The organism is Asticcacaulis solisilvae (assembly GCF_052327315.1).
GTDB classification, from domain to species: domain Bacteria; phylum Pseudomonadota; class Alphaproteobacteria; order Caulobacterales; family Caulobacteraceae; genus Asticcacaulis; species Asticcacaulis solisilvae_B.
Genome location: NZ_CP166196.1, coordinates 1166004 through 1189413, shown reverse-complemented (window position 1 = coordinate 1189413; position 23410 = coordinate 1166004). Strand labels below are relative to the sequence as shown.

The 23410-nt window shown below is 64.7% G+C and carries 21 protein-coding genes and 1 riboswitch; of the genes, 16 read left to right on the top strand and 5 right to left on the bottom strand.

Annotation, left to right across the window (positions count from 1 at the left end):
* The first annotated feature begins 233 nt into the window (after positions 1-233).
* From AB8717_RS05520 to AB8717_RS05505, 4 genes are all read left to right on the top strand, one after another.
* Positions 234-1832: a DHA2 family efflux MFS transporter permease subunit gene (locus AB8717_RS05520; protein WP_443750033.1), complete on the top strand. Its 1599-nt coding sequence runs from the start codon at positions 234-236 to the stop codon at positions 1830-1832.
* Between the two features lie 118 nt (positions 1833-1950).
* Complete coding sequence (locus tag AB8717_RS05515) at positions 1951-2814, top strand: isoaspartyl peptidase/L-asparaginase family protein (RefSeq protein WP_443750032.1); 864 nt, start codon at positions 1951-1953, stop codon at positions 2812-2814.
* A gap of 70 nt (positions 2815-2884) precedes the next feature.
* Positions 2885-4381, top strand: a complete 1497-nt coding sequence (locus tag AB8717_RS05510; RefSeq protein ID WP_443750031.1) for a DUF1800 domain-containing protein — start codon at positions 2885-2887, stop codon at positions 4379-4381.
* A gap of 1 nt (position 4382) precedes the next feature.
* Positions 4383-5567: a DUF1501 domain-containing protein gene (locus AB8717_RS05505; protein ID WP_443750030.1), complete on the top strand. Its 1185-nt coding sequence runs from the start codon at positions 4383-4385 to the stop codon at positions 5565-5567.
* 59 nt (positions 5568-5626) lie between these two features.
* Here the strand turns inward: AB8717_RS05505 and AB8717_RS05500 are convergent, their stop codons facing one another.
* Positions 5627-6538, bottom strand: a complete 912-nt coding sequence (locus AB8717_RS05500) for a polysaccharide deacetylase family protein (RefSeq protein WP_443750029.1) — start codon at positions 6536-6538, stop codon at positions 5627-5629.
* A 193-nt stretch (positions 6539-6731) separates the two neighbouring features.
* On the opposite strand from AB8717_RS05500, the gene AB8717_RS05495 reads away from it, so the two are divergent.
* Positions 6732-7112 (top strand): hypothetical protein, encoded by a 381-nt coding sequence (locus AB8717_RS05495; RefSeq protein WP_443750028.1) that lies wholly within the window; start codon positions 6732-6734, stop codon positions 7110-7112.
* A 44-nt stretch (positions 7113-7156) separates the two neighbouring features.
* On the opposite strand, the gene AB8717_RS05490 is transcribed toward AB8717_RS05495, so the two are convergent.
* Positions 7157-7507 (bottom strand): hypothetical protein, encoded by a 351-nt coding sequence (locus AB8717_RS05490; RefSeq protein ID WP_443750027.1) that lies wholly within the window; start codon positions 7505-7507, stop codon positions 7157-7159.
* A gap of 128 nt (positions 7508-7635) precedes the next feature.
* On the opposite strand from AB8717_RS05490, the gene hppD reads away from it, so the two are divergent.
* The 5 genes from hppD to AB8717_RS05465 all read left to right on the top strand — a co-directional run bounded on the left by hppD (position 7636) and on the right by AB8717_RS05465 (position 12541).
* On the top strand, positions 7636-8673 hold the full coding sequence (gene hppD, locus AB8717_RS05485; protein ID WP_443750026.1) for a 4-hydroxyphenylpyruvate dioxygenase: 1038 nt from the start codon (positions 7636-7638) through the stop codon (positions 8671-8673).
* Between the two features lie 112 nt (positions 8674-8785).
* A complete protein-coding gene (gene hmgA, locus AB8717_RS05480) occupies positions 8786-10057 on the top strand; it encodes a homogentisate 1,2-dioxygenase (protein ID WP_443750025.1) in 1272 nt (423 codons plus the stop codon).
* A 198-nt stretch (positions 10058-10255) separates the two neighbouring features.
* On the top strand, positions 10256-11539 hold the full coding sequence (fahA, locus tag AB8717_RS05475; RefSeq protein WP_443750024.1) for a fumarylacetoacetase: 1284 nt from the start codon (positions 10256-10258) through the stop codon (positions 11537-11539).
* Between the two features lies 1 nt (position 11540).
* A complete protein-coding gene (gene maiA / locus AB8717_RS05470) occupies positions 11541-12191 on the top strand; it encodes a maleylacetoacetate isomerase (RefSeq protein ID WP_443750023.1) in 651 nt (216 codons plus the stop codon).
* The gene (locus AB8717_RS05465; protein WP_443750022.1) at positions 12188-12541 is read left to right on the top strand and encodes a Rieske (2Fe-2S) protein; all 354 of its coding nucleotides are present in this window, start codon (positions 12188-12190) and stop codon (positions 12539-12541) included. The genes maiA and AB8717_RS05465 overlap by 4 nt, the downstream gene beginning before the upstream one ends.
* Here the strand turns inward: AB8717_RS05465 and AB8717_RS05460 are convergent.
* Complete coding sequence (locus AB8717_RS05460; RefSeq protein ID WP_443750021.1) at positions 12538-13413, bottom strand: EamA family transporter; 876 nt, start codon at positions 13411-13413, stop codon at positions 12538-12540. The two genes, AB8717_RS05465 and AB8717_RS05460, sit on opposite strands and share 4 nt — an antisense overlap.
* A gap of 15 nt (positions 13414-13428) precedes the next feature.
* A riboswitch (guanidine-III (ykkC-III) riboswitch) is annotated at positions 13429-13494 on the bottom strand.
* Positions 13495-13893: 399 nt separating this feature from the next.
* On the opposite strand from AB8717_RS05460, the gene paaC reads away from it, so the two are divergent.
* The 3 genes from paaC (at position 13894) to tdh (ending at position 17032) form a co-directional block, all read left to right on the top strand.
* Complete coding sequence (paaC, locus tag AB8717_RS05455; protein ID WP_443750020.1) at positions 13894-14634, top strand: 1,2-phenylacetyl-CoA epoxidase subunit PaaC; 741 nt, start codon at positions 13894-13896, stop codon at positions 14632-14634.
* 116 nt (positions 14635-14750) lie between these two features.
* The gene (locus AB8717_RS05450; RefSeq protein ID WP_443750019.1) at positions 14751-15947 is read left to right on the top strand and encodes a glycine C-acetyltransferase; all 1197 of its coding nucleotides are present in this window, start codon (positions 14751-14753) and stop codon (positions 15945-15947) included.
* Positions 15944-17032, top strand: coding sequence for an L-threonine 3-dehydrogenase (tdh, locus tag AB8717_RS05445; RefSeq protein WP_443750018.1), 1089 nt, complete (start codon positions 15944-15946; stop codon positions 17030-17032). Before AB8717_RS05450 ends, tdh begins: the two co-directional genes overlap by 4 nt.
* 42 nt (positions 17033-17074) lie before the next feature.
* Here the strand turns inward: tdh and AB8717_RS05440 are convergent, their stop codons facing one another.
* Both AB8717_RS05440 and AB8717_RS05435 read right to left on the bottom strand, forming a co-directional pair.
* A complete protein-coding gene (locus AB8717_RS05440; RefSeq protein ID WP_443750017.1) occupies positions 17075-17986 on the bottom strand; it encodes an ornithine cyclodeaminase family protein in 912 nt (303 codons plus the stop codon).
* Between the two features lie 207 nt (positions 17987-18193).
* Positions 18194-19096, bottom strand: coding sequence for a LysR family transcriptional regulator (locus AB8717_RS05435; protein WP_443750016.1), 903 nt, complete (start codon positions 19094-19096; stop codon positions 18194-18196).
* A 147-nt stretch (positions 19097-19243) separates the two neighbouring features.
* Between AB8717_RS05435 and AB8717_RS05430 the strand changes: the two genes are divergently transcribed.
* The 3 genes from AB8717_RS05430 (at position 19244) to AB8717_RS05420 (ending at position 23382) form a co-directional block, all read left to right on the top strand.
* Positions 19244-20491 carry an NAD(P)/FAD-dependent oxidoreductase gene (locus tag AB8717_RS05430; RefSeq protein WP_443750015.1) on the top strand — a complete coding sequence of 416 codons (1248 nt, stop codon included), beginning with the start codon at positions 19244-19246 and terminating at the stop codon, positions 20489-20491.
* Positions 20492-20660: 169 nt separating this feature from the next.
* Complete coding sequence (gene amaB / locus AB8717_RS05425) at positions 20661-22196, top strand: L-piperidine-6-carboxylate dehydrogenase (protein ID WP_443750014.1); 1536 nt, start codon at positions 20661-20663, stop codon at positions 22194-22196.
* Positions 22189-23382 carry an acyl-CoA dehydrogenase gene (locus AB8717_RS05420; RefSeq protein ID WP_443750013.1) on the top strand — a complete coding sequence of 398 codons (1194 nt, stop codon included), beginning with the start codon at positions 22189-22191 and terminating at the stop codon, positions 23380-23382. The genes amaB and AB8717_RS05420 overlap by 8 nt, the downstream gene beginning before the upstream one ends.
* Positions 23383-23410: the final 28 nt, after the last annotated feature.

Below are 23410 nucleotides of genomic sequence, written 5' to 3'. Positions count from 1 at the left end.
CCTCGAACTGACTTCCCTTCTCCCCGCCTGAGGGGAGACGGTGGCCCGGAGGGCCGGATGAGGGGTCTACCTTACCTTCAGCGCTCGCATCTGCTGACGGTTACCCCTCACCCGGTCGCGTACCGCTCCCGTCCTCTCCCCTCAAGTGGGGAGAGGAGAAGTCAAGACGAGGCGACGAGTGTCCCGTGTAACGGCCTTCCCAAAATAGCCGGATATTCTTTTCAGAGGCGCCCATGTCGTCTTCCTCTCCCACCGCAGACTCCGGCGCCCGTCCCGCGGCAGCCGTGCCCGCCGGCCCCGCGCCCCTTATGGGCTCCACGCTGTGGATCACCGCCATCGCGCTGGCGCTCGGCACCTTCATGCAGGTGCTCGACTCGACCATCGCCAACGTGTCGGTCCCGACCATCGCCGGCAATCTCGGCGTCTCGACGTCGCAGGGCACCTGGGTCATCACCAGCTTCGCCGTGTCGAACGGCATCTCGGTGCCGCTGACCGGCTGGCTGATGGGGCGCTACGGCGTCGTCAAGGTCTTCGTCGCCTCGGTCATCCTGTTCACCATCGCCTCCTTCCTGTGCGGCATCGCCTGGAACCTCGACGCGCTGATCCTGTTCCGCGTGCTGCAAGGCGCCGTGTCGGGCCCGATGATCCCCGGCAGCCAGGCGCTGCTGATGATGATCTTCCCGCCCAACAAACGCTCGACCGCCCTGGCCATCTGGTCGATGACGACCCTGGTCGCACCGATCTTCGGCCCCATCCTGGGCGGCTGGATATCGGACAACATGTCGTGGCCGTGGATCTTCTTCATCAACCTGCCGGTCGGCGCCATCTGTGCCTTTATATCCTGGCGGTCGCTGTCGGATCGCGAAACCCCGACCTTCTCACGGCCGATCGACCGGACGGGCTTTGCCCTGCTGGTCGTCTGGGTCGGCGCGCTGCAGGTCATGCTCGACACCGGCAAGGACGTCGACTGGTTCTCGTCGCCGGCCATCGTCGTCGAAACCGTCGTCGCCATCGTCGGCTTTATCGCCTGGGTGATCTGGGAGCTGTACGACAAGAACCCGATCGTCAGCCTGCAGTTGTTCAAGACGCGCAACTTTACGCTCGGCGTCATCGTCATGTGCATCGGCTACGCCATCTTCTTCGGCAACAACCTGCTGATGCCGCTGTGGCTGCAGACCCAGATGGGCTATATCGCCACCTGGGCCGGCCTGGTCGCCGCGCCGTCGGGCGTGATCGCCGTCATCATGACGCCGTTCGCCGCGCGCATGCTGAACAAGTATGACGCGCGGATCCTGGCCACCGTGTCGATGATCTTCTTTAGCTTGAGCTTCTACATGCGCTCGCTCTATACGCCCGATAGCAGCTTCTTCGTACTGGCGGCGCCGATGGCGGTCATGGGCGTGGCGATGAGCTTCTTCTTCATCGCCATGGTATCGATCTCGCTCAACGGCGTGCCCGGCCCGGCGGTTCCGGCAGCGTCCGGCCTGTCGAACTTCGCGCGGATCACCGCCGGCAGCTTCGCGGCCTCGCTGGCGACGACCATCTGGGACGACTTCGAAGCCAACCACCAGACACGCCTGTCCGAAATCATGGGCGGTCCGGCGGGCGGTTCCAATGCGGTGGGCACGGCCATCAACGGCGCCCATGCGCTGGGCCTGACGACACAACAGGGCGCCGGCGTACTGGTCCGCCAGGTCATGGGCCAGGCCTATCTCGGCGCGGCGCTCGACTTCTTCCGCATCTCGGCGATCATCGTCCTGCTGCTGATCCCGTTGATCTGGCTGTGCAAGGAAACCCGTCCCAACGGACCGGTGACTGTCGCCGCGGACTGATTTGGAAAAAGGCCGGCCACCTTGTGTGTACCGGCCTTTTTTAAAGGGGATCCACAGATTTCCCCTTTCTTGCCTTCTGATATCGCGGCATATGGTTTCCATTGAAACGGAGCATTCCATGATCGCCCTTGCCCTGCACGGCGGGGCCGGCGCCAAGGCCGGCCGCGACTATTCCACCGAAATCGCCCATATGCGCGACGTCGCCGCCAGTGCCCGTGAGCGCCTCAAGGCCGGTGCTTCGGCGCTCGATGTCGCGGTTGAAGTCGTAAGGGCGCTGGAAGACTCCGGCCTCTATGTCGCCGGCAGGGGCGCGTCGCCCAATGCCGCCGGCGACTACGAGCTCGACGCCAGCCTGATGGACGGCCACGCCCGCACGGCCGGCGCCGTGGCCGCGTTGAAAGACTTCCCCAACCCGATTCTCGTCGCCCGCACCGTGATGGACAAGACACCCCACGTCATGCTGGCGGGTGACGGCGCCGCTCGCTTCGCCGCCGAACAGGGCTTCGCCCCCCTGCCCGACCCCAAGGCGTACTTCATCCGCGCCGGGCGTTTCGAGTCCAACCATCCGCCAGGCACGCTGGCCCACGGCACGGTCGGCTGTGTCGTGCTGGATGCGAAAGGCCGGCTGGCCTCGGCCACTTCGACCGCGGGCGTCTTCGGCAAGCTGCCGGGCCGGGTGGGCGATACGCCGATCATCGGCGCCGGCACCTGGGCCGACGGCACGGCCGCCATCTCGTGCACCGGCCAGGGCGAATATTTCATCCGGGTCAATGCCGCCGCGCAGGTTTCCTTCCGTCACGCGGCCGGTGAAGCGCTCGAAACCGCCGGCAATGCCGTCCTTCAGCAGATCGCCGATATGGGCGGCGAAGGCGGACTGATCGCGATCAATGCCAAAGGCGGCATAGCCGTACCGTTCAAGTCCCAGGGTATGAAACGCGCGTGGTTTCAGGGTGACGGCGAGATTATTTCAGCGGCGTTTTAAATCGCAGCGAAGGATTCGGCACAAATCCCGCGTATAACCTCCCGACTGGGAAATGAGAGGTTATAACAGAATGCCGCAGCCTCAGGGATTGGATACCGCGCTGGCCCTTTCGCGCTTTGGATTGGGCAGCAATACGGACGGGGTCGCCGCCCTCACGGGCGATGTCCGCGACCATCTGAAAGCCGAGATCGACGCCGGCGCGCCCGTGCCGGATCACCCCGATCTGAAATCGACCCCGGACCTGCTGGTCGCCGTCTACAAGTACGAACAGGACAAGAAGGCTGAGCGCGCGGTCATGAACGCCAAGCCGCCGTCGTCGGCCGATCCGACAATGGGCAGCATGAACGGCCCCGCCGACCCGCACAGCAAGGACATGCTGTCGCCGCCGGTCGACAGGCCGGGCCAGGCCGCCATGCCGGCCCCGGCGCCCATGATGAAGCCCGGCGCGGATCTCGACAATCCGATCCGTCCCGCCGTCATCGCCGAGGTCGACGCCCGCTTCAACGGCACCATGAAGTCGCCCAGGATCGGCTTCAACGAGCGCATGGTCATGTTCTGGACCAACCACTTCGCCATCTCGCAGAAGAAGAACCAGCAGGTCGCGGCCATTTCCGGCGCCTATGAGCGCGAAGCCATCCGTCCCCACGTCTTCGGCAAGTTCTACGACCTGGTCCTGGCGGTCGAGACCCACCCCGCCATGCTGATCTATCTCGACAACTACCAGTCCATCGGGCCGAACTCCGCCGGCGCCCGAGCCGGCGGCAAGGGGCTGAACGAGAACCTGGCGCGCGAAATCCTGGAACTGCACACCATGGGCGTGGGCTCGGGCTACACCCAGGCCGACGTGACGAACTTCGCCAAGGTCATCACCGGCTGGAGCATCAACAAGAACCCCAACAAGGGCGCGGTCGGCACCTTTATCTTCACCGACCGCACCCATGAGCCGGGCGCCCAGACCGTGGTCGGCAAGACCTACGGCCAGGGCGGCATGGACCAGGGCAAGGCCGTTCTGCGCGATCTGTGCCGCCATCCGGCCACCGCCAGGCACATCGCCACCAAGCTGGCGCGCCACTTCATCGCGGATGAGCCGCCCCCCGCCCTCGTCAAGACGCTGTCCGAAACCTTCCTCAGGACCGACGGCGACCTGGCCGAAGTTTCCCGCGCCCTGATAAACGCTCCGGAGTCCTGGCCGGCCAAACAGCTGAAGATGCGCTCGCCGCTGGAATACGTCGCCGCGACCCTGCGCGCCACCGGCGCGACGCTCAAGCCCCAGTCGATCACCAATGCGCTCAACGCCATGGGCCAGCCGTGGTGGCAACCGCCCGGGCCCAACGGCTTCCCCGACACGGTCGCCGCCTGGGCGTCGCCGGAATCGCTGGCCACCCGCATGGACTTCGCCAACGGGCTGACCACCAGCGCCGACCGCTCGGTCGACCCACGCGCCTTTGCCGAAAGCCGGCTGGGGCCGCTGCTCGACGACCACACTCGCGAAGCCGTCGCCCGCGCCGAAAGTCAGGCGCAGGGCCTTGGCCTCGTCTTCCTGTCCCCCGAATTCATGAGGCGCTGAGATGATCGACCGCCGCAATCTTCTGGGCGCCTTCGGCGCCACCGCCGCCTTCGGCGGCTTCGTCCCTATGGCGGCGCGTGCCGCCGGCGCCCGCGATCCGCGCCTGGTGGTCATCGTCCTGCGCGGCGCGCTCGACGGCCTGACCGCCGCGCCGCCCATCGGCGATCCCGACTATGCCGGCGTGCGGGCGCAATTCGCCCTGCCGGACGCCATCCCGCTCGATTCCATGTTCAGCGTCCATCCGTCGCTCAGCAACTTCGCGCGGCAGTACAAGGCCGGCCAGGGCATATTGATCCACGCCGCCGCCTCGCCCTATCGCGACCGCTCGCACTTCGACGGCCAAGACGTGCTGGAATCGGGCATGACCGCCCCGGGCCATACCGACTCGGGCTGGCTCAACCGCTTCCTGCAGACCCTCACCGTCGACCAGCGCGTCAATCCGCGCGGACTGGGCGTCGGCGCGGTCACGCCGCTGGTCATCCGGGGCAATGCGCCGGTCCTCGGCTGGGCGCCCAGTTCGCTGAAGCCGGTCGATGCCGACCTGCCGCCGCGCCTGCTCAGCCTCTACCAGGCGTCCGATCCGATGCTGGCCAATGTGCTGACCGAAGCCATCGCCACCGGCAAGATCGCCAACGGTTACAGCGGCATGACCAAGGGCGCGGGCGGCGGTCCGGGCGATCCCCAGACCATGATCGCCATGGCGCAAGGCGCGGCCCGCCTGCTGGCGGCCGAGGACGGGCCGCGCATTTGCGCCCTGTCGTTCGAAGGCTGGGACACGCACGCCGCCGAAACGGCGCGGCTGAAGACGCTGCTGGGCGGGCTCGACGGCGCTCTGGGCGCCTTCGAACAGACCATGGGACCGAAATGGCAGGATACGGCGGTGCTGGTCGTCACGGAATTCGGCCGCACCGTCGCCGTCAACGGCACGCAAGGTACCGACCACGGCACGGCCGCGGCGGCGTTTCTGACCGGTGGTGCCGTGAAGGGCGGACGGGTCGTCGCCGACTGGCCGGGGCTGAAGAGCAGCCAGCTCTATCAGAATCGCGACCTGATGCCGACGACGGACCTGCGCGCCGTCGCCAAGGGGCTGATGGCGTCGCTTTACGACACGCCAGCATCGGCGCTGGCGGACAAAGTCTTTCCAGACTCGGCCGGTGTCGTCCCGATGACGGGATTGATCGCGTAAAAGGTGACGCTTAAACGACGTATACGCCTCCGCTTGGCGGAGGCGTATACGGGCTTTCCCTACTTACACATCGCGTCGATGCCGGCGTTGTTCGGGCCGGCGGGGACTTTGGAAATGTCCTTGCCGGTCTCGTAGGCCGTGCGCTCCATCATCGCGCCGTCGCCCGCCTTGGGGTCTGTCTCGGCGTAGGCCGCATCGCTTTCGGCCTGCTCGAGCGTCACATAGTGCGCGCCCGCCGCATCCAGACGATTCAGAACTTCCGGAAGCATGATCGAGGCAAAGCCGCCGATATGGGTCAGCAGGACCTGCGGGATCATGCGGCCGTAAACCGCCTGCGACAGCGACTTCATGCGGACGATGCCGGCGTCGACACCAGCCAGGTAGCGCGTCTTCAGGATCGCGATGCTGGCCTGGTCGTTCTTGGCCAGGCAACGGTTATAGGTCTCGGTATAGGCCCAGTCGTCGAAGCTGACCGACACGTCGGCGATGCGGTAGTTGTGCGCCTTCAGCCAGGCATTGACTGCGTCGTGGTGCGCGGCATCGCCCGCCGAGAGAAACGGAAAGCGCAGATAGCGGTAGTTGTTATCGCCCATATAGGTCTTCAGCGTAGACTCGTCGGCCTCGATCTCGGCCTCGAACGCTTCCACGGTTCCGGAATTGACATTCGGATGGCTGTAGGTGTGATTGCCGAGCGGGAAGCCGGCGTCGCGCCAGGCCTTCAGCACCGCTTCGCTGCCGGGCTCTCGCTGGATGCCGACGGCGTTGACGAAGCCCCAGGCCTGCGGCACCTGGTGCGCCTTGAGCGCGTTGATATAGTTGTGGGCGATATCGATGCGCGGCAGGCCCGGCGTCTGCGAGCCGTGATCCGGCAGGTCGTCGACCGTGATGGCGATATCGAACCTGTCGGCCGCATGGGCACCGGCCGCGGCCATCATGGCAAAGCCCGCAACGGCGATAAGAAGTGATTTCATGACGCGATCTCCCTGGATTTTATTTTAGCGCTACCATACCCCACCTGCCTCGCCGCACAAGGCTGGAGCGGCCATGGCCGGTACATTTTGAATAACGTCGTTCGTTTCATCTTGAACCGAGTCGGCGGCAACGGTACCTTCCGCGAAGGTAACGCGTAGAGTCTTTACTTTATGGCTAATCAGGGGGCCAAAAATGAACGGTAATATCTTTCTCCGCACGGGGGTGATCATCCTCGCGCTCGGCATGTGTCTTGGCATCTATATGGGCGCGAAGGAAGACTTCACGCTGGCGCCGGTCCACGCGCACATCAACCTCGCCGGCGGCGTGCTGATGTGCATCGCAGGCCTGTTCTACAACAGCCGTCCGGCCCTTTGGGGCAAATTCACCACCATCCACTACGGGCTTCAGCTGGTCGGCATCGTCCTGCTGGCCGCCGGCATCGCGGGTGCGCACCTGAACCAGCCGTGGTTCCCGCCGGTCGTCGGCATCGGTTCGATCCTGACCCTGCTGGCCATGGCGGTCTTCATCTTCCTGGTCTTCAAGGGCACGGGCAAAAACGCGACGGCCGCCTGACGAAAGTCAGACGGCCGCAAGGCGTTTCCTTTTTTGTTCGGTCTTTAAGCCGCAAAGGCTTGCGCGACAGCACGCGTCACGGTCTCAAGTTCGGCGAAACGGTCGGGCTCGATATCCGCAAAGGTAAAGCACGTCCTGGTCTGAGCGCGCTCTTTCAGCGCCTCAGGCACGGGAACGTCGCGGCCTTCGCGCATGCCCAGCGCCGGCAGATAGTAGGACACCTTGTGGCCCGTCAGCCGGACGGTTCCGAACCAGACCGGGTCCTTGGACGCCATGGTCGCCGTCGGAACATTGACCGTACATTCGCCGACGACGTCCTTGCCGATCTTCATTGCAGGAGCCGCGCGAACCATCAGGTCGCGCAGAGCGATGTAAAGCGGATATTGGTCGTTCATGCGTACACCTCCCGTACTGATTTTACGTCGTTGTGATCGACGATATCCGACAATCACCAAAAAAAAGTTGCCAGCCTTGGAAAAAGGCGCATAGTTTCATTTGTTACCAATACGTGACGGAGGGCTGCATGTCCGGGACAGACATTACGCGCAACGCTGCCGGTCTCGACGGTTTTGCCTTCGTCGAGTTCACCGGCCCCGACACGGCCGCCATGGCCGGACAGCTGGAAGCGCTCGGCTTTACCGCCGTGGCGCGCCATCCCGACCGTGCGCTTACCCTGTTCAACCAGGGTGGTGTCGACTTCGTTCTGAATACGGCGGGCTCACCCCAGGCCGCGCGCTTCGCCGCCCGGCACGGGCCGTCCGCCAATGGCATGGGCTTTCGCGTTAAAGATGCCGCCAAAGCGTACGAACTGGCCCTGCGGCAAGGCGCCGTGGCGGCTGAAACGGCAGATGCGGCGTTCGCAAACGTTCCGGTCCTGCAAGGCATCGGCGGATCCCTGCTCTATCTGATCGATGCAAATCCGTTTGCCGGCTGGACGAAACTGGCCGACGCCGGCCCGGGCGTCGGCTTTCTGGAGATCGACCACCTGACGCACAATGTGGCGCGCGGCCAGATGCGCACCTGGTCGTCGTTTTACGCACAGGTCTTCGGCTTCGAGGAACAGAAGTATTTCGACATCAAGGGCCAGGCGACCGGCCTGTTCAGCCAGGCGATGATCGCGCCCGACGGCCGTATCCGCATCCCGCTCAACGAAAGCCAGGACGACACCAGCCAGATCGAGGAATTTCTGCGCGAATACAATGGCGAAGGCATCCAGCACATCGCCCTGTCGACCGACGATATCTACGCCACGGTCGAAGCCTTGCGCGCCAACGGCGTCAAGCTTCAGGACACGATCGACACCTATTACGACCTGGTCGACAAACGCGTGCCCGGCCATGGCGAGGACCTGGAGCGTTTGCGCCGGAACCGCATCCTCATCGACGGCGGGGCGGCAGACGGCATCCTGCTGCAGATCTTTACGGAAAACACCTTCGGGCCGATCTTCTTCGAGATCATCCAGCGCAAGGGCAATCAGGGTTTCGGCAACGGCAATTTCCAGGCCCTGTTCGAATCGATCGAACTCGACCAGATTCGCCGCGGCGTTATCAAGGTCGCTTAAATACACCTCCCCGTCGCGAAGCGATGGGGAGGGGGACCGCACGACTGAGCCCTTGCGAAGCAAGGGTGAAGGAGATGTGGTGGTGGGGTTTCTTACTTTGGACCGAACTCACATGACCACATACATGACCGGCTTCGGAAACCATTTCGCCACGGAGGCCGTCCCCGGCGCCCTGCCCGTTGGCCAGAACGCCCCGCAGAACGTTCCTTTCGGCCTCTATACCGAACAGCTGTCCGGCACCGCTTTCACAGCACCCCGCAGCGAAAACCGGCGCAGCTGGCTGTATCGCCTGCGCCCTTCGGCCGGCCATCCCCCGTTCACCCCACTCGGCGCCGCACCCGAATGGGCGGCGGCCACGCCCAACCGACTGCGCTGGTCGCCGCAAACACTTCCGGAAGACGAGAAAGATTTTATCGACGGCCTGCAAGCCTTTGCCGGCAACGGAGATCCTCTGTCGCAGTCAGGCGTCACCATCTATCTATATGCCGCCAACCGGTCCATGACCCGCGTCGCCTTCGACGCCGACGGGGAGCTTCTGATCGTTCCGCAATCCGGCGACATTTCCATTTTCACCGAAATGGGAAGGCTCGACCTTGCCCCTCTAAGCATCGGCATCATCCCGCGCGGCGTGCGCTTCCGCGTCGAACGCAGCGGCCCGGCTTCAGGCTATGTTCTGGAAAACCATGGCGCTCCGTTCCGTCTGCCTGAGCTGGGCCCCATCGGCGCCAACGGCCTGGCCAACAGCCGCGATTTCGAAACACCGGTCGCCGCCTATGAAGACCGCGACGAACCGACCGAGCTTGTGCAGAAGTTTGGCGGCCGATGGTGGACAACAACGCTCGGTCACTCGCCGCTCGACGTCGTCGCCTGGCACGGCAATCATGCGCCATACCGCTATGATCTGACGCGCTTCAACACGATCAATACGGTCAGCTTCGACCACCCCGATCCGTCGATCTTCACGGTCCTGACTTTGCCATCCGAAACACCCGGCACGGCAGCCTGCGACTTCGTCATCTTCCCGCCGCGCTGGATGGTCGCCGAACACACCTTCCGCCCGCCCTGGTTCCACCGCAACGTCATGAGCGAGTTCATGGGGTTAATCGACGGCGCCTACGACGCCAAGGCCGGCGGCTTCGCGCCCGGCGGCGCATCCCTGCACAGCTGCATGAACGCCCACGGTCCCGATGTCGAGTCCTGGCGCAAGGCGGTCGCCGCCGAGTTGAAACCGCACAAGATCACCGGCACCATGGCCTTCATGTTCGAGACCCGCCTGCCCCTGCGCCCCAGCGCCTTTGCCATGGCGTCGCCGACGCTACAAAGCGACTATGACGCTTGCTGGCACGGATTTCCGAAGGCGGAGGGACCAAATTCCGCATCCTGAACGAAGATTGGATTCTATCTCCTTCCCCGTTTACGGGGAAGGTGGCTCCCCGCAGCTTAGCGAAGGGGAGACGGAAGGGGGGACTGCGGGAAATGCCCGCGCCCCTGTCTGCCACCTTCCCCCTTCCGTCTGCTCGCTCCGCTCACAGCCACCTTCCCCGTAAACGGGGAAGGAAGGCAGTTCCAAAGGTTTTCTGAATTGGCACCGTCTCCCTCCATCGACCAGACCCATGATCCCAAGCTGTCGTCCTGGGTGCCGGGGGCGGACGGCCACGCCGACTTTCCCGTACAGAACCTGCCATTCGGCACGTTCAGCCCGCCCAATGAAGCACCGCGCCCGGGCGTCGCCATCGGCGATCATGTTCTCGATCTTCAGGCGCTGGTCGCCGCCGGTCTGCTCAACGAAGCGCCCGCCGACGTCGCCACCATCCTGGCAACGCCAGCTTTGCGCAAAAGCCTGCGTCAGCAGCTGTCGCGCCTCCTGACCGACACGCAATACCAAGCCGCCGCCGAACCGTACCTGTTCGCCACTGCCGACTGCACGCTCCATCTGCCTTGCCGCATCGGCGACTACACCGACTTTTATGTCGGCATCCATCACGCGACCCAGGTCGGCGCGCTCTTCCGCCCCGACAACCCGCTGCTGCCCAATTACAAGCACGTGCCGATCGGCTATCACGGCCGCGCCTCGTCGATCCGCCCGTCGGGCATTCCCGTCGTTCGCCCGTCCGGCCAGACAAAGGCGCCCGACGCCGACACCCCGACCTTCGGCCCCAGCAAACGACTCGATTTCGAGCTTGAACTTGGCGTCCTTATCGGCCAGGGCAACCCTCTCGGCTCCCCCATTCCCATCACCGAGGCGCATAACCATATCGGCGGCTTCTGCCTGCTCAACGACTGGTCGGCGCGCGATCTCCAGGCTTGGGAGTACCAACCGCTGGGGCCGTTCCTCGCCAAAAATTTCCATTCGACGATTTCGCCATGGATCGTCACGCCCGAAGCGCTGGCCCCGTTCCGCGCGGCGCAAGCGCCCCGCCCCGAAGGCGATCCGCGCCCCCTGCCCTATCTGTGGAGCGACGACGACCAGGCCCGTGGCGGTTTGAACCTTGGCCTAACCGTCACCATACAGACCACGAAGATGCGAGAGCTTGGCCTGCCGCCGCAGGTCTTAAGCCAAAGCCACGCCCGCCATATGTACTGGACGGTGGCGCAAATGGTGACGCACCACGCGTCCAGCGGCTGCAACCTGGAAACCGGCGACCTGCTCGGCACCGGCACCCTGTCGGGCCCGACACCTGACGCCTCGGGCAGCCTGCTTGAACTAAGCCAGGGGGGAAAATCCCCCGTTGAATTGCCTTCAGGCGAAACACGCACCTTCCTTGCCGACGGCGACGCCATTACATTAGGCGCGCACGCCGAAGCGCCGGGATTCGCTTCCATTGGCTTTGGCGGCTGCACAGCGATGATTTTGCCCGCGAGGTAACATGCTCCGTCTCCACAGCTACTGGCGTTCGTCCGCCGTCTATCGCGTGCGCATCGCGCTCAATCTCAAGGGCCTCGACTATGAGACGGTCGGCCACGACCTGCGCACCGACCAGCAGTCGACCCCGGCCTACAAGGCGATCAATCCGCAAGGCCTGGTCCCCGCGCTGGATGACGGCGATCACATCCTGACGCAGAGCGTGGCCATCCTGGAGTGGCTTGAAGAAACACATCCCAATCCGCCGCTGTTGCCGAAGGCGCCGATCGACCGCGCCCACGTCCGCGCGCTTGTTTCAGCTGTCGTCGCCGATATCCACCCGCTCAACAATCTGCGCATTCAGAAGTACCTGAAGGCCGAGTTCGGCGCCGACCAGGCGGCGCTCGACGCCTGGTGCCGGCGCTGGATCGCCTCGGGCTTCGACGCCATCGAGGAACTGATCGGCCGCCACGGCGCGGGCTTCGCCTTCGGCGACCGGCCGACCCTGGCCGATTGCTGCCTGGTTCCGCAGGTGCTGAACGCCGGTCGCGTCAATCTCGACCTCGCGCCCTGGCCGCTGATCCGCGCGGTCAACCAGGCCTGTCTCGACCTGCCGGCCTTTGCCCGCGCCCAGCCGCAGCATCAGCCGGACGCCGATCCGCCCGCCGACGCATGAACCGTGTTTACGCGACGCCCGCCGGTGTGACGCTGGGACCGCTCGACCTGATCGCGGACGGCAAGGCCCGCAATTTCGTGCTGGAAATCGGCGAGGCGCATTTCCACGGCTTCGTCGTGCGCGAAGGCGCGCGCGTCCATGGCTATGTCGACCGCTGCCCGCACGCCGGCATGCCGCTGGCCGAAGCGCTCGACGAATATCTGACACCGCAGGGCGACTATATTTCGTGCGGCTGGCACGGCGCCCTGTTCCGCATCTCCGACGGCTATTGCGTCGGCGGTCCGTGCGCCGGCCGCAGCCTGACGCCGTGGCCGGTAAGCGTCCGCGACGGACAGATCGTCACGGTTTAAGTCGCCGCCTCATTCGTCGCCCGCCGTGCGGTCAGGCTCGAGCCAGCCGACGCCGTGACCACCAGGGCAATCGCCACGACCTGCATCAGGGTCAGCTTTTCGCCGACGATCAGGAAGGCCAGGATGGCGCCGGCCGCCGGCTCAAGGCTCATCATCAGGCTGAAGGTCTTGGCCGGCAGGTGCTTCAACGCCAGCATCTCAAGCGTATAGGGAATGGCGCTCGACAGGATGCCGACCGCGATCCCCCATAACAGCACCGATCCCGAGAAAAGCGTGGCGCCCGCCGTCGCTATGCCGATCGGCAGGGTGAAGACCGTCGTGATCGCCATGGCCAGCGCCACCGCCTTGCCACCGTGGACGCGGTCGCTGACGCGCTGGCCGACGATGATATAGAGGCCCCAGCATACGGCCGCGCACGCGCACCAGAAGACACCGACCGGATCGAGCGCGCCGCTGCCGCCATGCCACGGCAGCAAAATGACCAGGCCGGCCGCCGCACAGGCGATCCAGATAAAGTCGACGGCCCGGCGCGAGGTCAGCACCGCCACGGTCAGCGGCCCCAGGAATTCGATGGCCACGCCGATACCCAGCGGCACACGCGCAATGCCCATATAGAAGACCAGGTTCATCACCCCCATGATCACGGCATAGAGCAGGAGCACGCCCCAGTCCTTGCGCGCCGGACCGTTTTGCCACGGCCGGAAGATGGCCAGCAGGATCAGGGCGGCGAAACCCTGGCGCAGGGCCGTCGTGCCTTCCGCGCCGACGATCGGGAACAGGTGCTTGCCGAAGGTGGCGCCGGCCTGGACCGACAGGATGGAGATGAGGACGGCGCAGGTCGCCAGGGTACGGCGGGGGATTTTGGTCAGCATGACGGCTCCGAATGTGGCGCGTCGTCTTGTCGTGACCGGGTACGGCGCATCTCGTCCGGGGTCAGAACTGGTAACCAATGCAACCGCGAAAGGCAAGCATCGCTCGCCTCGGAATGTTGCACAAAAAGTGCAGCATAAAGTCAGGATATAGGGCCGAAAAACGACACCTCCACGACGGAAATATGGCGATTAAATAAAATTGACATAAATGTCAGTTTCCAAATTGACGTTACAGGCGGATATCTGTACCTTGCGGACCATAGAACAAGAGAATGTGCCACATGCCGACCGGCGTACCCGACTCCCCGGATTGCCCCTCCCGCGACACGCGAAAGGGCCAAAATAGCGGAGCAATGTTCGCCTCTTGCGCTAATCCTTCAAAAATTGAGGGTCTTTTGCTGCGAACTTTTGTGCGCAGCATAACGCCGGCATCCAAAGCACCACTGTTCTTGTCTCGACAATAAAGGGAGAATGAGACAAATGCAGGACCGTTTGCTCGAATACACCTACCGTCTGGGTGACGACGCACTTATCCTCGGTCAACGCCTGAGTGCCTGGTGCGGCCACGCGCCCAATCACGAAATCGATCTTGGCCTGTCGAGCCTGGCGCTCGACCTGGTCGGCCAGGCCACCGACTTCCTGAGCCTGGCCGCCCGCATGGAGGGCAAGGGCCAGGACGCCGATACCCTGGCCTTCCGCCGCAATCCGCCCGACTATCACAACTGCCTGCTGGTCGAGCAGCCGAACGGCGACTTCGCCCAGACCCTGGCCCGCCAGTTCCTGTTCTCGAACTGGCAATTGCTGATGCTCGAAGCGCTGACGCATTCGGCCGACCGCAGCCTGGCGCATATCGCCGACAAAAGCGTCCGCGAAGTCGCCGGCCATGTCGCCTTCTGCCGCGAATGGATGGTGCGCATGGGCGACAGCCGCGTCGTCTGCCACAAGCGCCTGGTCATAAGCCTGGATATGCTGTCGCGCTTCATCGACGAACTGTTCATGATGGACGAGATCGACGACGACCTGCTGGCCCGGGGCATCGCCGTCGACAAGACCGCCCTGCGCGCAGAATACGACGCCCGCATCAACGCCGTGCTGCATGAGGCCCGCCTGGCGCATCCGCGTCCGGCCGAGCCTGTGATCGGCGGGCGCCGCGGCAATCACAGCGAACACCTCAGCGCCATGTTGGCCGAAATGACCTTGCCGCAACGCGGTGCTGCCTGACAATCCAATACGGTTGCAATTGCAACCAACTTCGTTATAGACTACAGTCTCAGGGGCGGGCGATCGAATGGATCGCCCGCCCTTACGTTTTTGGTTATCGCGAACCGGAGGTGCCTATGCGCGCTGGCTTCTATACACGCGTCACCGATACGCTCGACGACATCGCCGCGCGCGGCCTGACCAAGCCCGAACACGTCATCGCGTCGATGCAGCGCCCTTCCCTTAAGCTGAAAGACGGACGCGAGGTCGTCAACTTCTGCGCCAACAACTATCTCGGCCTGGCCGATCATACGGACGTCATCGAAGCCGGCCGCGAAGCCATGCGCACCCACGGCGCCGGTATGGCCAGCGTGCGCTTTATCTGCGGGACGCAGGATCTGCATAAGGCACTGGAAGCGCGCATTGCGTCTTATGTCGGCAAGGAAGACGCCATCCTGTTCGCCGCCTGCTTCGACGCCAACGCAGCTGTTTTCGAGCCCCTGCTCGGCGAAGAGGACGCCATCGTATCGGACAGCCTGAACCACGCTTCGATCATCGACGGCGTGCGCCTGTGCAAGGCAAAGAAGTACCGCTTCAAAAACGCCGACCTCGACGACCTCGAAACCCAGCTGAAGGCCGCCCGCGCCAATGGCGCCCGCACCATCATGATCGCCACCGACGGCGTCTTTTCGATGGACGGCTATTTCGCGCCGCTCGACGGCATCGCCGAACTGGCCGACCGGTATGACGCGTTGATCATGGTAGACGACTGCCATGCCACGGGGTTTGTCGGCCCGAAAGGCTCAGGGACGGCTCACCGCCTCAAGGTCGCTGACCGCGTCGACATTCTGACCGGCACTTTCGGCAAGGCCCTGGGGGGCGCCATGGGGGGCTATATCGCGGCGCGCAAACCCGTCATCGATCTGCTGCGCCAGCGCGCCCGCCCCTATCTCTTTTCCAATGCCCTGGCGCCGGCCGTGACCGGATCGTCGCTCAAGGCGATCGACCTGGCCGAAGCCGGCGATGACCTGCGCGAGCGCCTGACGACGAATGCGCAACGCTTTCGCGCCGGCATGCAGAAGGCGGGCTTCAGGCTCCTTCCCGGCAGCCACCCGATCATCCCGGTCATGCTGGGCGACGCCAAGCTGGCGCAAGCCCTGGCCGCGCGCCTGCTCGACCACGGCGTCTACGTCATCGGTTTTTCCTATCCTGTCGTCCCCGACGGCCAGGCGCGCATCCGCACCCAGATGTCGGCCGCGCATACCTTCGCGCAGATCGACGGTGCTGTTGCAGCCTTCTCGGCGTGCGCGCTCGAACTGGGGGTGCTGGCATGAGCGACGACGTGAAGCCCCTGACCGCCGATACCGTCCGCCTGCCCGCCACCATGGCAGCCCTGGCCAAGCTGAAGCCCGAGCCCGGCCTGTGGCAAACCGAGGCGCCTGTGCCCGAGATTGCCCCCGACGAAGTGCTGATCGAGGTGACGCATACCGCCATCTGCGGCACCGACGTCCACATCTATAACTGGGACGACTGGGCGCAAAAGACCGTGCCCGTACCGATGATCACGGGGCACGAATTCTCAGGCACCATCGCCGCGATCGGATCGCGCGTGACACGGCCGCTCAAGCTAGGCATGCGCGTCTCGGCCGAAGGCCACGTCATCGACCTCGACTCGGACGCCGCGCGGCTGGGCCAGTTCCACCTCGACCCGACAACGCAAGGTATCGGCGTCAATCGCCCCGGCGCCTTTGCGCGCTTCGTCGCCGTGCCGGCGTTCAACGTCATCCCGTTGCCCGAGCGCGTGTCGAACGAACTCGGCGCCATCCTCGACCCCTTCGGCAATGCCGTCCACACCGTGCAGCAGACCAATGTCATGGGCCGCGACGTGCTGGTGACCGGCGCCGGGCCGATCGGCATCATGGCCGCCGCCGTAGCGCGCTTTGCCGGCGCGCGCTCGGTGACACTGACCGATATCAATCCGTACCGCCTCGACCTGGCCGGCCGCGTCGCCGATATCCGCACGGTCGATGTGTCGCAGGAAGACCTGAACGACGTCCGTCATGAACTGGGCGTCGCGAACGGCTATGACGTCGCACTCGAAATGAGCGGCGCCAAACCCGCCATCCCGCAGGCGATCGAGCACCTGCGCATGGGCGGCGACCTGACTTTGCTGGGCATCCCCGCGGGTGCGGTTCCGTTCGACTGGTCGAGCGTCATCATGAAGGCGTTGACCGTGCGCGGCGTCTACGGCCGGCAGATGTTCGACACCTGGAAGCGCATGCTGGGCCTGATCGAGGCGGGCTTCCCGCTGGAACGCATCATCACGCACCGCCTGCCCGCGGTGGCCTTTCAGCAGGGTTTCGACCTGATGCGTTCAGGCCAATCCGGCAAGATCGTGCTCGATTGGACCGGGATTTGAGACTTTTCTCCTCCCTGCGCGGAGCGTGGGGAGGAGATTTTCTTACTGCCCATCCAACGCAATGGCCGCAGCCGCCAGATCCTGCGACGCATCGCCCACGCTCTTGAAGACGGTGACCAGATCCTCGCGGCCGTCGACCACGCCCAGACCACACAGGTCGAACAACGTGCCCTTGATGTCGGCTTCCGACAAACCCATCACATCTCCCGCCTCCTTCAGCGCCGCCAGGGTATCGACCCAGACAGCGGCGCGCGAGATCGCCTCGTCGTCGGCCTCGCGCATATCGGCCAGGTAGCCACCGATCAGCGCCACGTGCTGGCCGGGTTTCAGCCAGAGCCCTCGCACGATCGGTTCCTTGCTCAGCGTCGCGCACGCCACGATATCGGCGTCGTGGACGGCGTCCTGCACATCGTCACAGGCCTGGGCGTCGAAGCCGTTGTCTCGCAGGTGCTGTGCCAAGCGCTCGGCGTTTTTCTGCGTCGGGCTATGGACCCAGACGCGGCGGATATCGCGGACAGCGCGGTAGGCGAAAGCGAGCTCCGTCGCGATCCGACCCGACCCGACCAACAGCAGTCGATGCGCATCGCCGCGCGCCAGACGTTCCGCGGCTACCGCTGCGACGGCAGTTGTCCTGCGCGCCGTCAGTTCGCCACCGTCGAGCAGCGCCTTGTGCTCGCCCGTCACAGCGTCGAACAGCAGATAGCTGGCCGTCACCGCCGGAATACCCCGCCCGACATTGCCCGGCGTCACATTGACGATCTTGACACCGCCGCCCCCCGACGCACTCCACGCCGGCATCATGAGCAGCGACGCGTCGGGTTCGCCCGGCTGCGCCACTGTATGGACGTGGCGCTGGGGTGCCTCCGCACCGCCAAGCAAGCGGCGCGGCAGTTCGGCCACCAAACGGTCGTACGGCAAGGCCTTGATGACGTCTTCACGGGAATAGATGCGCATTCGGAGTCTCCTGAAATCGTTCAAGAAACCCCACCACGACATCTCCTTCGCTATTGCTGACGCAATACCTCAGTCGTGCGGTCCCCCTCCCCATCGCTTCGCGACGGGGAGGTACAAGAGATCGTAGTGTCTTGCACCTCCCCGTTTTCGCAGAAAATGGGGAGGGGGACCGCGGCGAAGCCGTGGTGGTGGGGTTTCTTACTTTCTTCATCGGTAAGCCTGCGTCTCCGCCAACAGCCAGTCGCGGAAGGCAACCAGCGGCGGATGCCCGGCGCGCTCGTGCGGCCAGGCCAGGTAATAGGCTTCGGCGCTTTTCATTTCGCCGGCGTCGGGCAGGGCGCGAACCAGTTGGCCGGTGCGCAGTTCTTCCTCGATCAGAAAGGTCGGCAGAAGCGCCACGCCAAGCCCCGAGCGCGCCACCTGCGCCACCGTGGCGAACTGGTCGAACAGCATGCCCTGGACGTGTTCGTCGGCGACATCGTGCAGACGCAGCCAGCGTTCCCAGGCGTCGGGCCGCGTCGTCATATGCAGCAGCGGCGCCTGCCTCAGGTCGGCCGGTGTCTTAAAACCGTACCGCGCCAACAACTCAGGGCTGCACGCCGGCACGACATACTCTTCCCGCAGCAACGCGGTTTCGGCGCCGCGCCACTGTCCCATGCCGTGATGGATGGCGGCATCGACCGGCTCCAGCGCGAAGTCGAACACGGTCAGCCGCGTCATCAGGTTCAGCGTGATGCCTGGATTACCGGCCAGGAACGACGGCAGGCGCGGCGCCAGCCAGCGCGTCCCGAAGGTCGGCAGGATGGCGAGGTTGAGCGTGCCGCCCAAAGGATTGGCGCGCAGGTTCAGCGACGCCGTCCCGATCTTTTTCAAGGCGTCGCGGATATCGCGGGCATAGGCTTCGCCACCCGGTGTCAACCGGATCGTCTGGCGCTCACGGTGGAACAGCTCGACTTCCAACTGCTCTTCCAGCGCCTTGATCTGGCGGCTGACCGCGCTCTGCGTCAGGTTCAGTTCGCGCGCCGCCGCCGTGACCGAGCCCGTGCGGGCGGCGGCCTCGAACGCCTGGAGGTGGGACAGCGACGGCAGGAAGCGACGGGGAGCGAGCATTATTCCAAATCAGCTAATATTCCTAAACGGAATGACTTAAGTCCGATTAAGCGGTATTCCTGGCCATTATAGCGGCTAAAATAGTCCGAAACAGAATAAACTTGTCGTTTCATGTCGCAATCTTCCACCACGCACGGACTTTGGGCGATGACCGCCCCGGACGCGCCCCTGACCGGGCCGCTGACCGGCGATGTCATGGCGGACGTGTGCATCGTCGGTGGCGGCTATACGGGCCTGTCGGCGGCGCTTCACCTGGCGAAGAATGGCATCCGCGCCGTGGTGCTCGAAGCGCGCGACGTCGGCTTCGGCGGCGCCGGGCGCAATGTCGGCCTGGTCAATGCCGGCATGTGGGTCATGCCGGATGAGCTGCCGAAGGTTTTAGGCCCGGTCTATGGCGACCGCCTGCTGAAACTGCTGGGCGACGCGCCCGCCGCCGTCTTCGATATCGTCAAGACCTACAACATTCCGTGTGAGCTTCGCACCGAAGGCACCTTGCATTGCGCGGTCGGCCAAGCAGGGCTCGATGAGTTGAAAGCCCGCGAGGCGCAGTGGCAGGCGCGTGGCGCGCCGGTCCGCCTGCTGTCGGCGGATGAGACGAAAACCATGGTCGGATCTTCGGCCTATTCGGCGGCACTGCTCGATCAACGCGCCGGTACGATCCAGCCGCTGGCCTACGTGCGCGGTCTGGCGAAAGCGGCGCTTAGCGAAGGCGCGATGATCCATACCGATTCGGCCGTGACGCGCGTCGAAGCCGGCACCGGACGCTGGCGGGTGATGACGGACGCGGGCTCCGTCACCGCCGGCTGGGTGGTCATGGCGACCGACGCCTATGCGCAAGGGCCTTGGGAAGTCATCCGCCGCGAACAGGTCCACCTGCCCTATTTCAACTGCGCCACCACGCCGCTGCCGGAAGACATCCGCGCTTCGATCCTGCCAGGTGGTCAGGGCGCGTGGGACACCAAGGAAGTCCTGAGCTCCTTCCGTATGGATGCACGCGGCCGCCTCGTCTTCGGCAGCGTCGGCGCTCTCAAAGGCATGGGCGAAGCGATCCACCGCGACTGGGCGCTGCGCGCGCTCCGCCGCATCTTCCCGCAGATCGGCCCCGTCGGCTTCGAGGCCGAATGGTACGGCCAGATCGGCATGACCGACGACAACCTGCCGCGCTTTCACCGTTTCGCCGACCGCGTCATCGCCGTTTGCGGTTATAATGGCCGGGGAATCGCCCCCGGCACCGTCATGGGCCGGACCCTGGCCGAACATATCGCGGGCGAGCGTCCCGAAGACGCCCTGCCCCTGCCCGTCACCGCGCCGCACGAAGCGAAGATGCGGACGGTGAAAGAAGTTTTCTACGAGGTCGGCGCCCAGGCCGTCCATTTGACCGATGCTAGGTTTTGACAATGCGCGCCTCTGAATCGGTCCATAATTACCCCTCCACCGCTTCGCGGTCCCCCTCCCCATCTTCGATGGGGAGGAGAAACGAGCGTCTCCTCCCTACGCGCAGCGTGGGGAGGGGGACCGCGAAGCGGTGGAGGGGTCCAGCAACACGCGACAATCGAGGCCGATCATGATTTCTGAAGCAACAAAGACAACCGAAGACGTATCCGCTCTATTGTCTTCACTCGGAGTGAACCGGAAATCCTGGAGCTTCGGCACACTCGCAGTCCGCTCTCCTGTAGACGGAGGCCTGATCGCCAACGTGCCGGAAACCTCGGCCCCCGACGCCAAGGCGCAGATCGACAGGGCGCAGGCCGCTTTTCTGCAATGGCGCACCGTGCCGGCGCCCAAGCGCGGCGAACTGGTCCGCCTGTTCGGCGAGGAACTGCGCGCGCACAAGGCGGAGCTGGGCCGGCTTGTTTCGCTCGAAGTCGGCAAGGTCACGTCGGAAGGCCTGGGCGAAGTCCAGGAGATGATCGACATCTGCGATTTCGCCGTCGGCCTGTCGCGCCAGATCTACGGCCTGACCATCGCCACCGAACGCGCCCAGCACCGCATGATGGAAACCTGGCATCCGCTGGGCGTCGTCGGCATCATCTCGGCCTTCAACTTCCCGGTCGCGGTCTGGGCGTGGAACGCCGCCCTGGCCCTGGTCTGCGGCAATTCTATCGTGTGGAAGCCCTCTGAAAAGTCGCCGCTGACCGCGCTGGCCACCCACGCCATTTTCGAGCGTGCGCTCAAGCGTTACGTCAATGACGGCTTTGATGCCCCCGAGGGTTTGTCTGCGCTGCTGATCGGCGCCCGCGAAACCGGCGAAATCCTGGTCGACCACGAAGACGTCCGCCTGGTCTCGGCGACCGGCTCGACCGCCATGGGCCGCGCCGTCGGTCCGAAACTGGCGGCGCGCTTCGCCCGCTCGATCCTCGAACTCGGCGGCAACAATGCCGTCATCGTCGCGCCCACGGCCGATCTCGACCTGACCCTGCGCGGCGTCGCCTTTGCCGCCATGGGCACCGCCGGGCAGCGTTGTACGACGCTTCGCCGTTTGTTCCTGCACGACAGCATCCACGACACGCTTTTGCCGCGCCTCAAGGCCGCCTATGCCTCGGTCAAGGTTGGCCATCCGCTGGAAGACGGCACCCTGGTCGGGCCGCTGATCGACAAGGCGGCCTTCGATGGTTTCAATAAGGCGCTCGACGAAGCACGCGCCGCGGGCGGCATCGTCACCGGCGGCGAACGCGTCATGGTCTCAGGCGACGACAGCTACTATGTCCGCCCGGCCATCGTCGAAATGAAAGACCATGCCGGCCCGATGCTGCGCGAGACCTTCGCGCCGATCCTCTATGTCATGCGCTATTCAACGCTCGACCAGGCGATCGCCTGGCAGAACGGGGTCGGCGCCGGCCTGTCGTCGTCGATCTTCACCAACGACGTGCGTGAGGCCGAATTGTTCATGTCGGCGGCGGGTTCGGACTGCGGCATCGCCAATGTCAATATCGGCACGTCGGGCGCCGAAATCGGCGGCGCCTTCGGCGGGGAAAAGGAAACCGGCGGCGGGCGCGAATCGGGCTCCGACGCCTGGCGCGCCTATATGCGCCGCGCTACCAACACCATCAATTACGGCAGCACCCTGCCGCTGGCCCAGGGCGTGACCTTCGATGTCTGATACGCAAAAAGCCGCCTTCGCCTGGGACGACCCGCTGCTGCTGTCGGGGCTGCTGTCGGATGAAGAACGCGCCATTTCCGAAGCGGCGCGCGACTACGCGCAAAGCGCGCTGATGCCGCGCGTCATCAAGGCCTATGCCGAGGAAGACACCGACCGCGCCATCTTCAACGAGATGGGGTCGCTAGGCCTGCTCGGCGCGACCTTGCCGGAACAGTACGGCGGCGCCGGCGCATCCTACGTCGCCTACGGCCTGGTGGCGCGCGAGGTCGAACGCGTCGACAGCGGCTACCGCTCGATGATGAGCGTGCAGTCGTCGCTGGTCATGTATCCGATCCACGCCTACGGGTCCGAAGCGCAGCGCACGAAGTACCTGCCGAAACTGGCCAGCGGCGAATGGGTCGGCTGTTTCGGCCTGACTGAGCCCGACGCCGGTTCCGATCCGGGATCGATGCGCACCCGCGCCGAGAAGATCGACGGGGGGTACCGCCTGACCGGCACCAAGATGTGGATTTCGAACTCGCCGATCGCCGACGTCTTCGTCGTCTGGGCCAAGTCCGATGCGCATGACGGCCAGATCAAGGGCTTCGTGCTCGACAAGGGTATGCCCGGCCTGTCGGCGCCCAAAATCCACGGTAAGCTGTCTTTGCGCGCCTCGATTACCGGCGAGATCGTCATGGACGGCGTCGAGGTCTCCGAAGATCACCTGCTGCCCAATGCCACAGGGCTGAAGGGACCGTTTGGCTGTCTCAACCGCGCGCGCTACGGCATTGCCTGGGGGGCAATGGGCGCGGCGGAGGACTGCTGGCACCGCGCCCGGCAGTACGGCCTCGACCGCCACCAGTTCGGCCGCCCCCTGGCCCAGACCCAGCTTTTCCAGAAAAAGCTGGCCGACATGCAGACCGAGATCACACTCGGCCTTCACGCCGCTTTGCGCGTGGGTCAGTTGTTCGATGCCGGCCAGGTCCAGCCCGAGATGATCAGCCTGATCAAGCGCAATAACTGCGGCAAGGCGCTCGACATCGCCCGCATGGCGCGCGACATGCACGGCGGCAACGGCATCCACGAAGAGTTCCACGTCATGCGCCACGCCCAGAACCTGGAGACGGTCAATACCTACGAAGGTACGCACGACGTCCACGCCCTGATTCTCGGCCGCGGCCAGACTGGCTTGCAGGCGTTTTTCTGATCGCATGACGACTTTACGGATGTTTGCC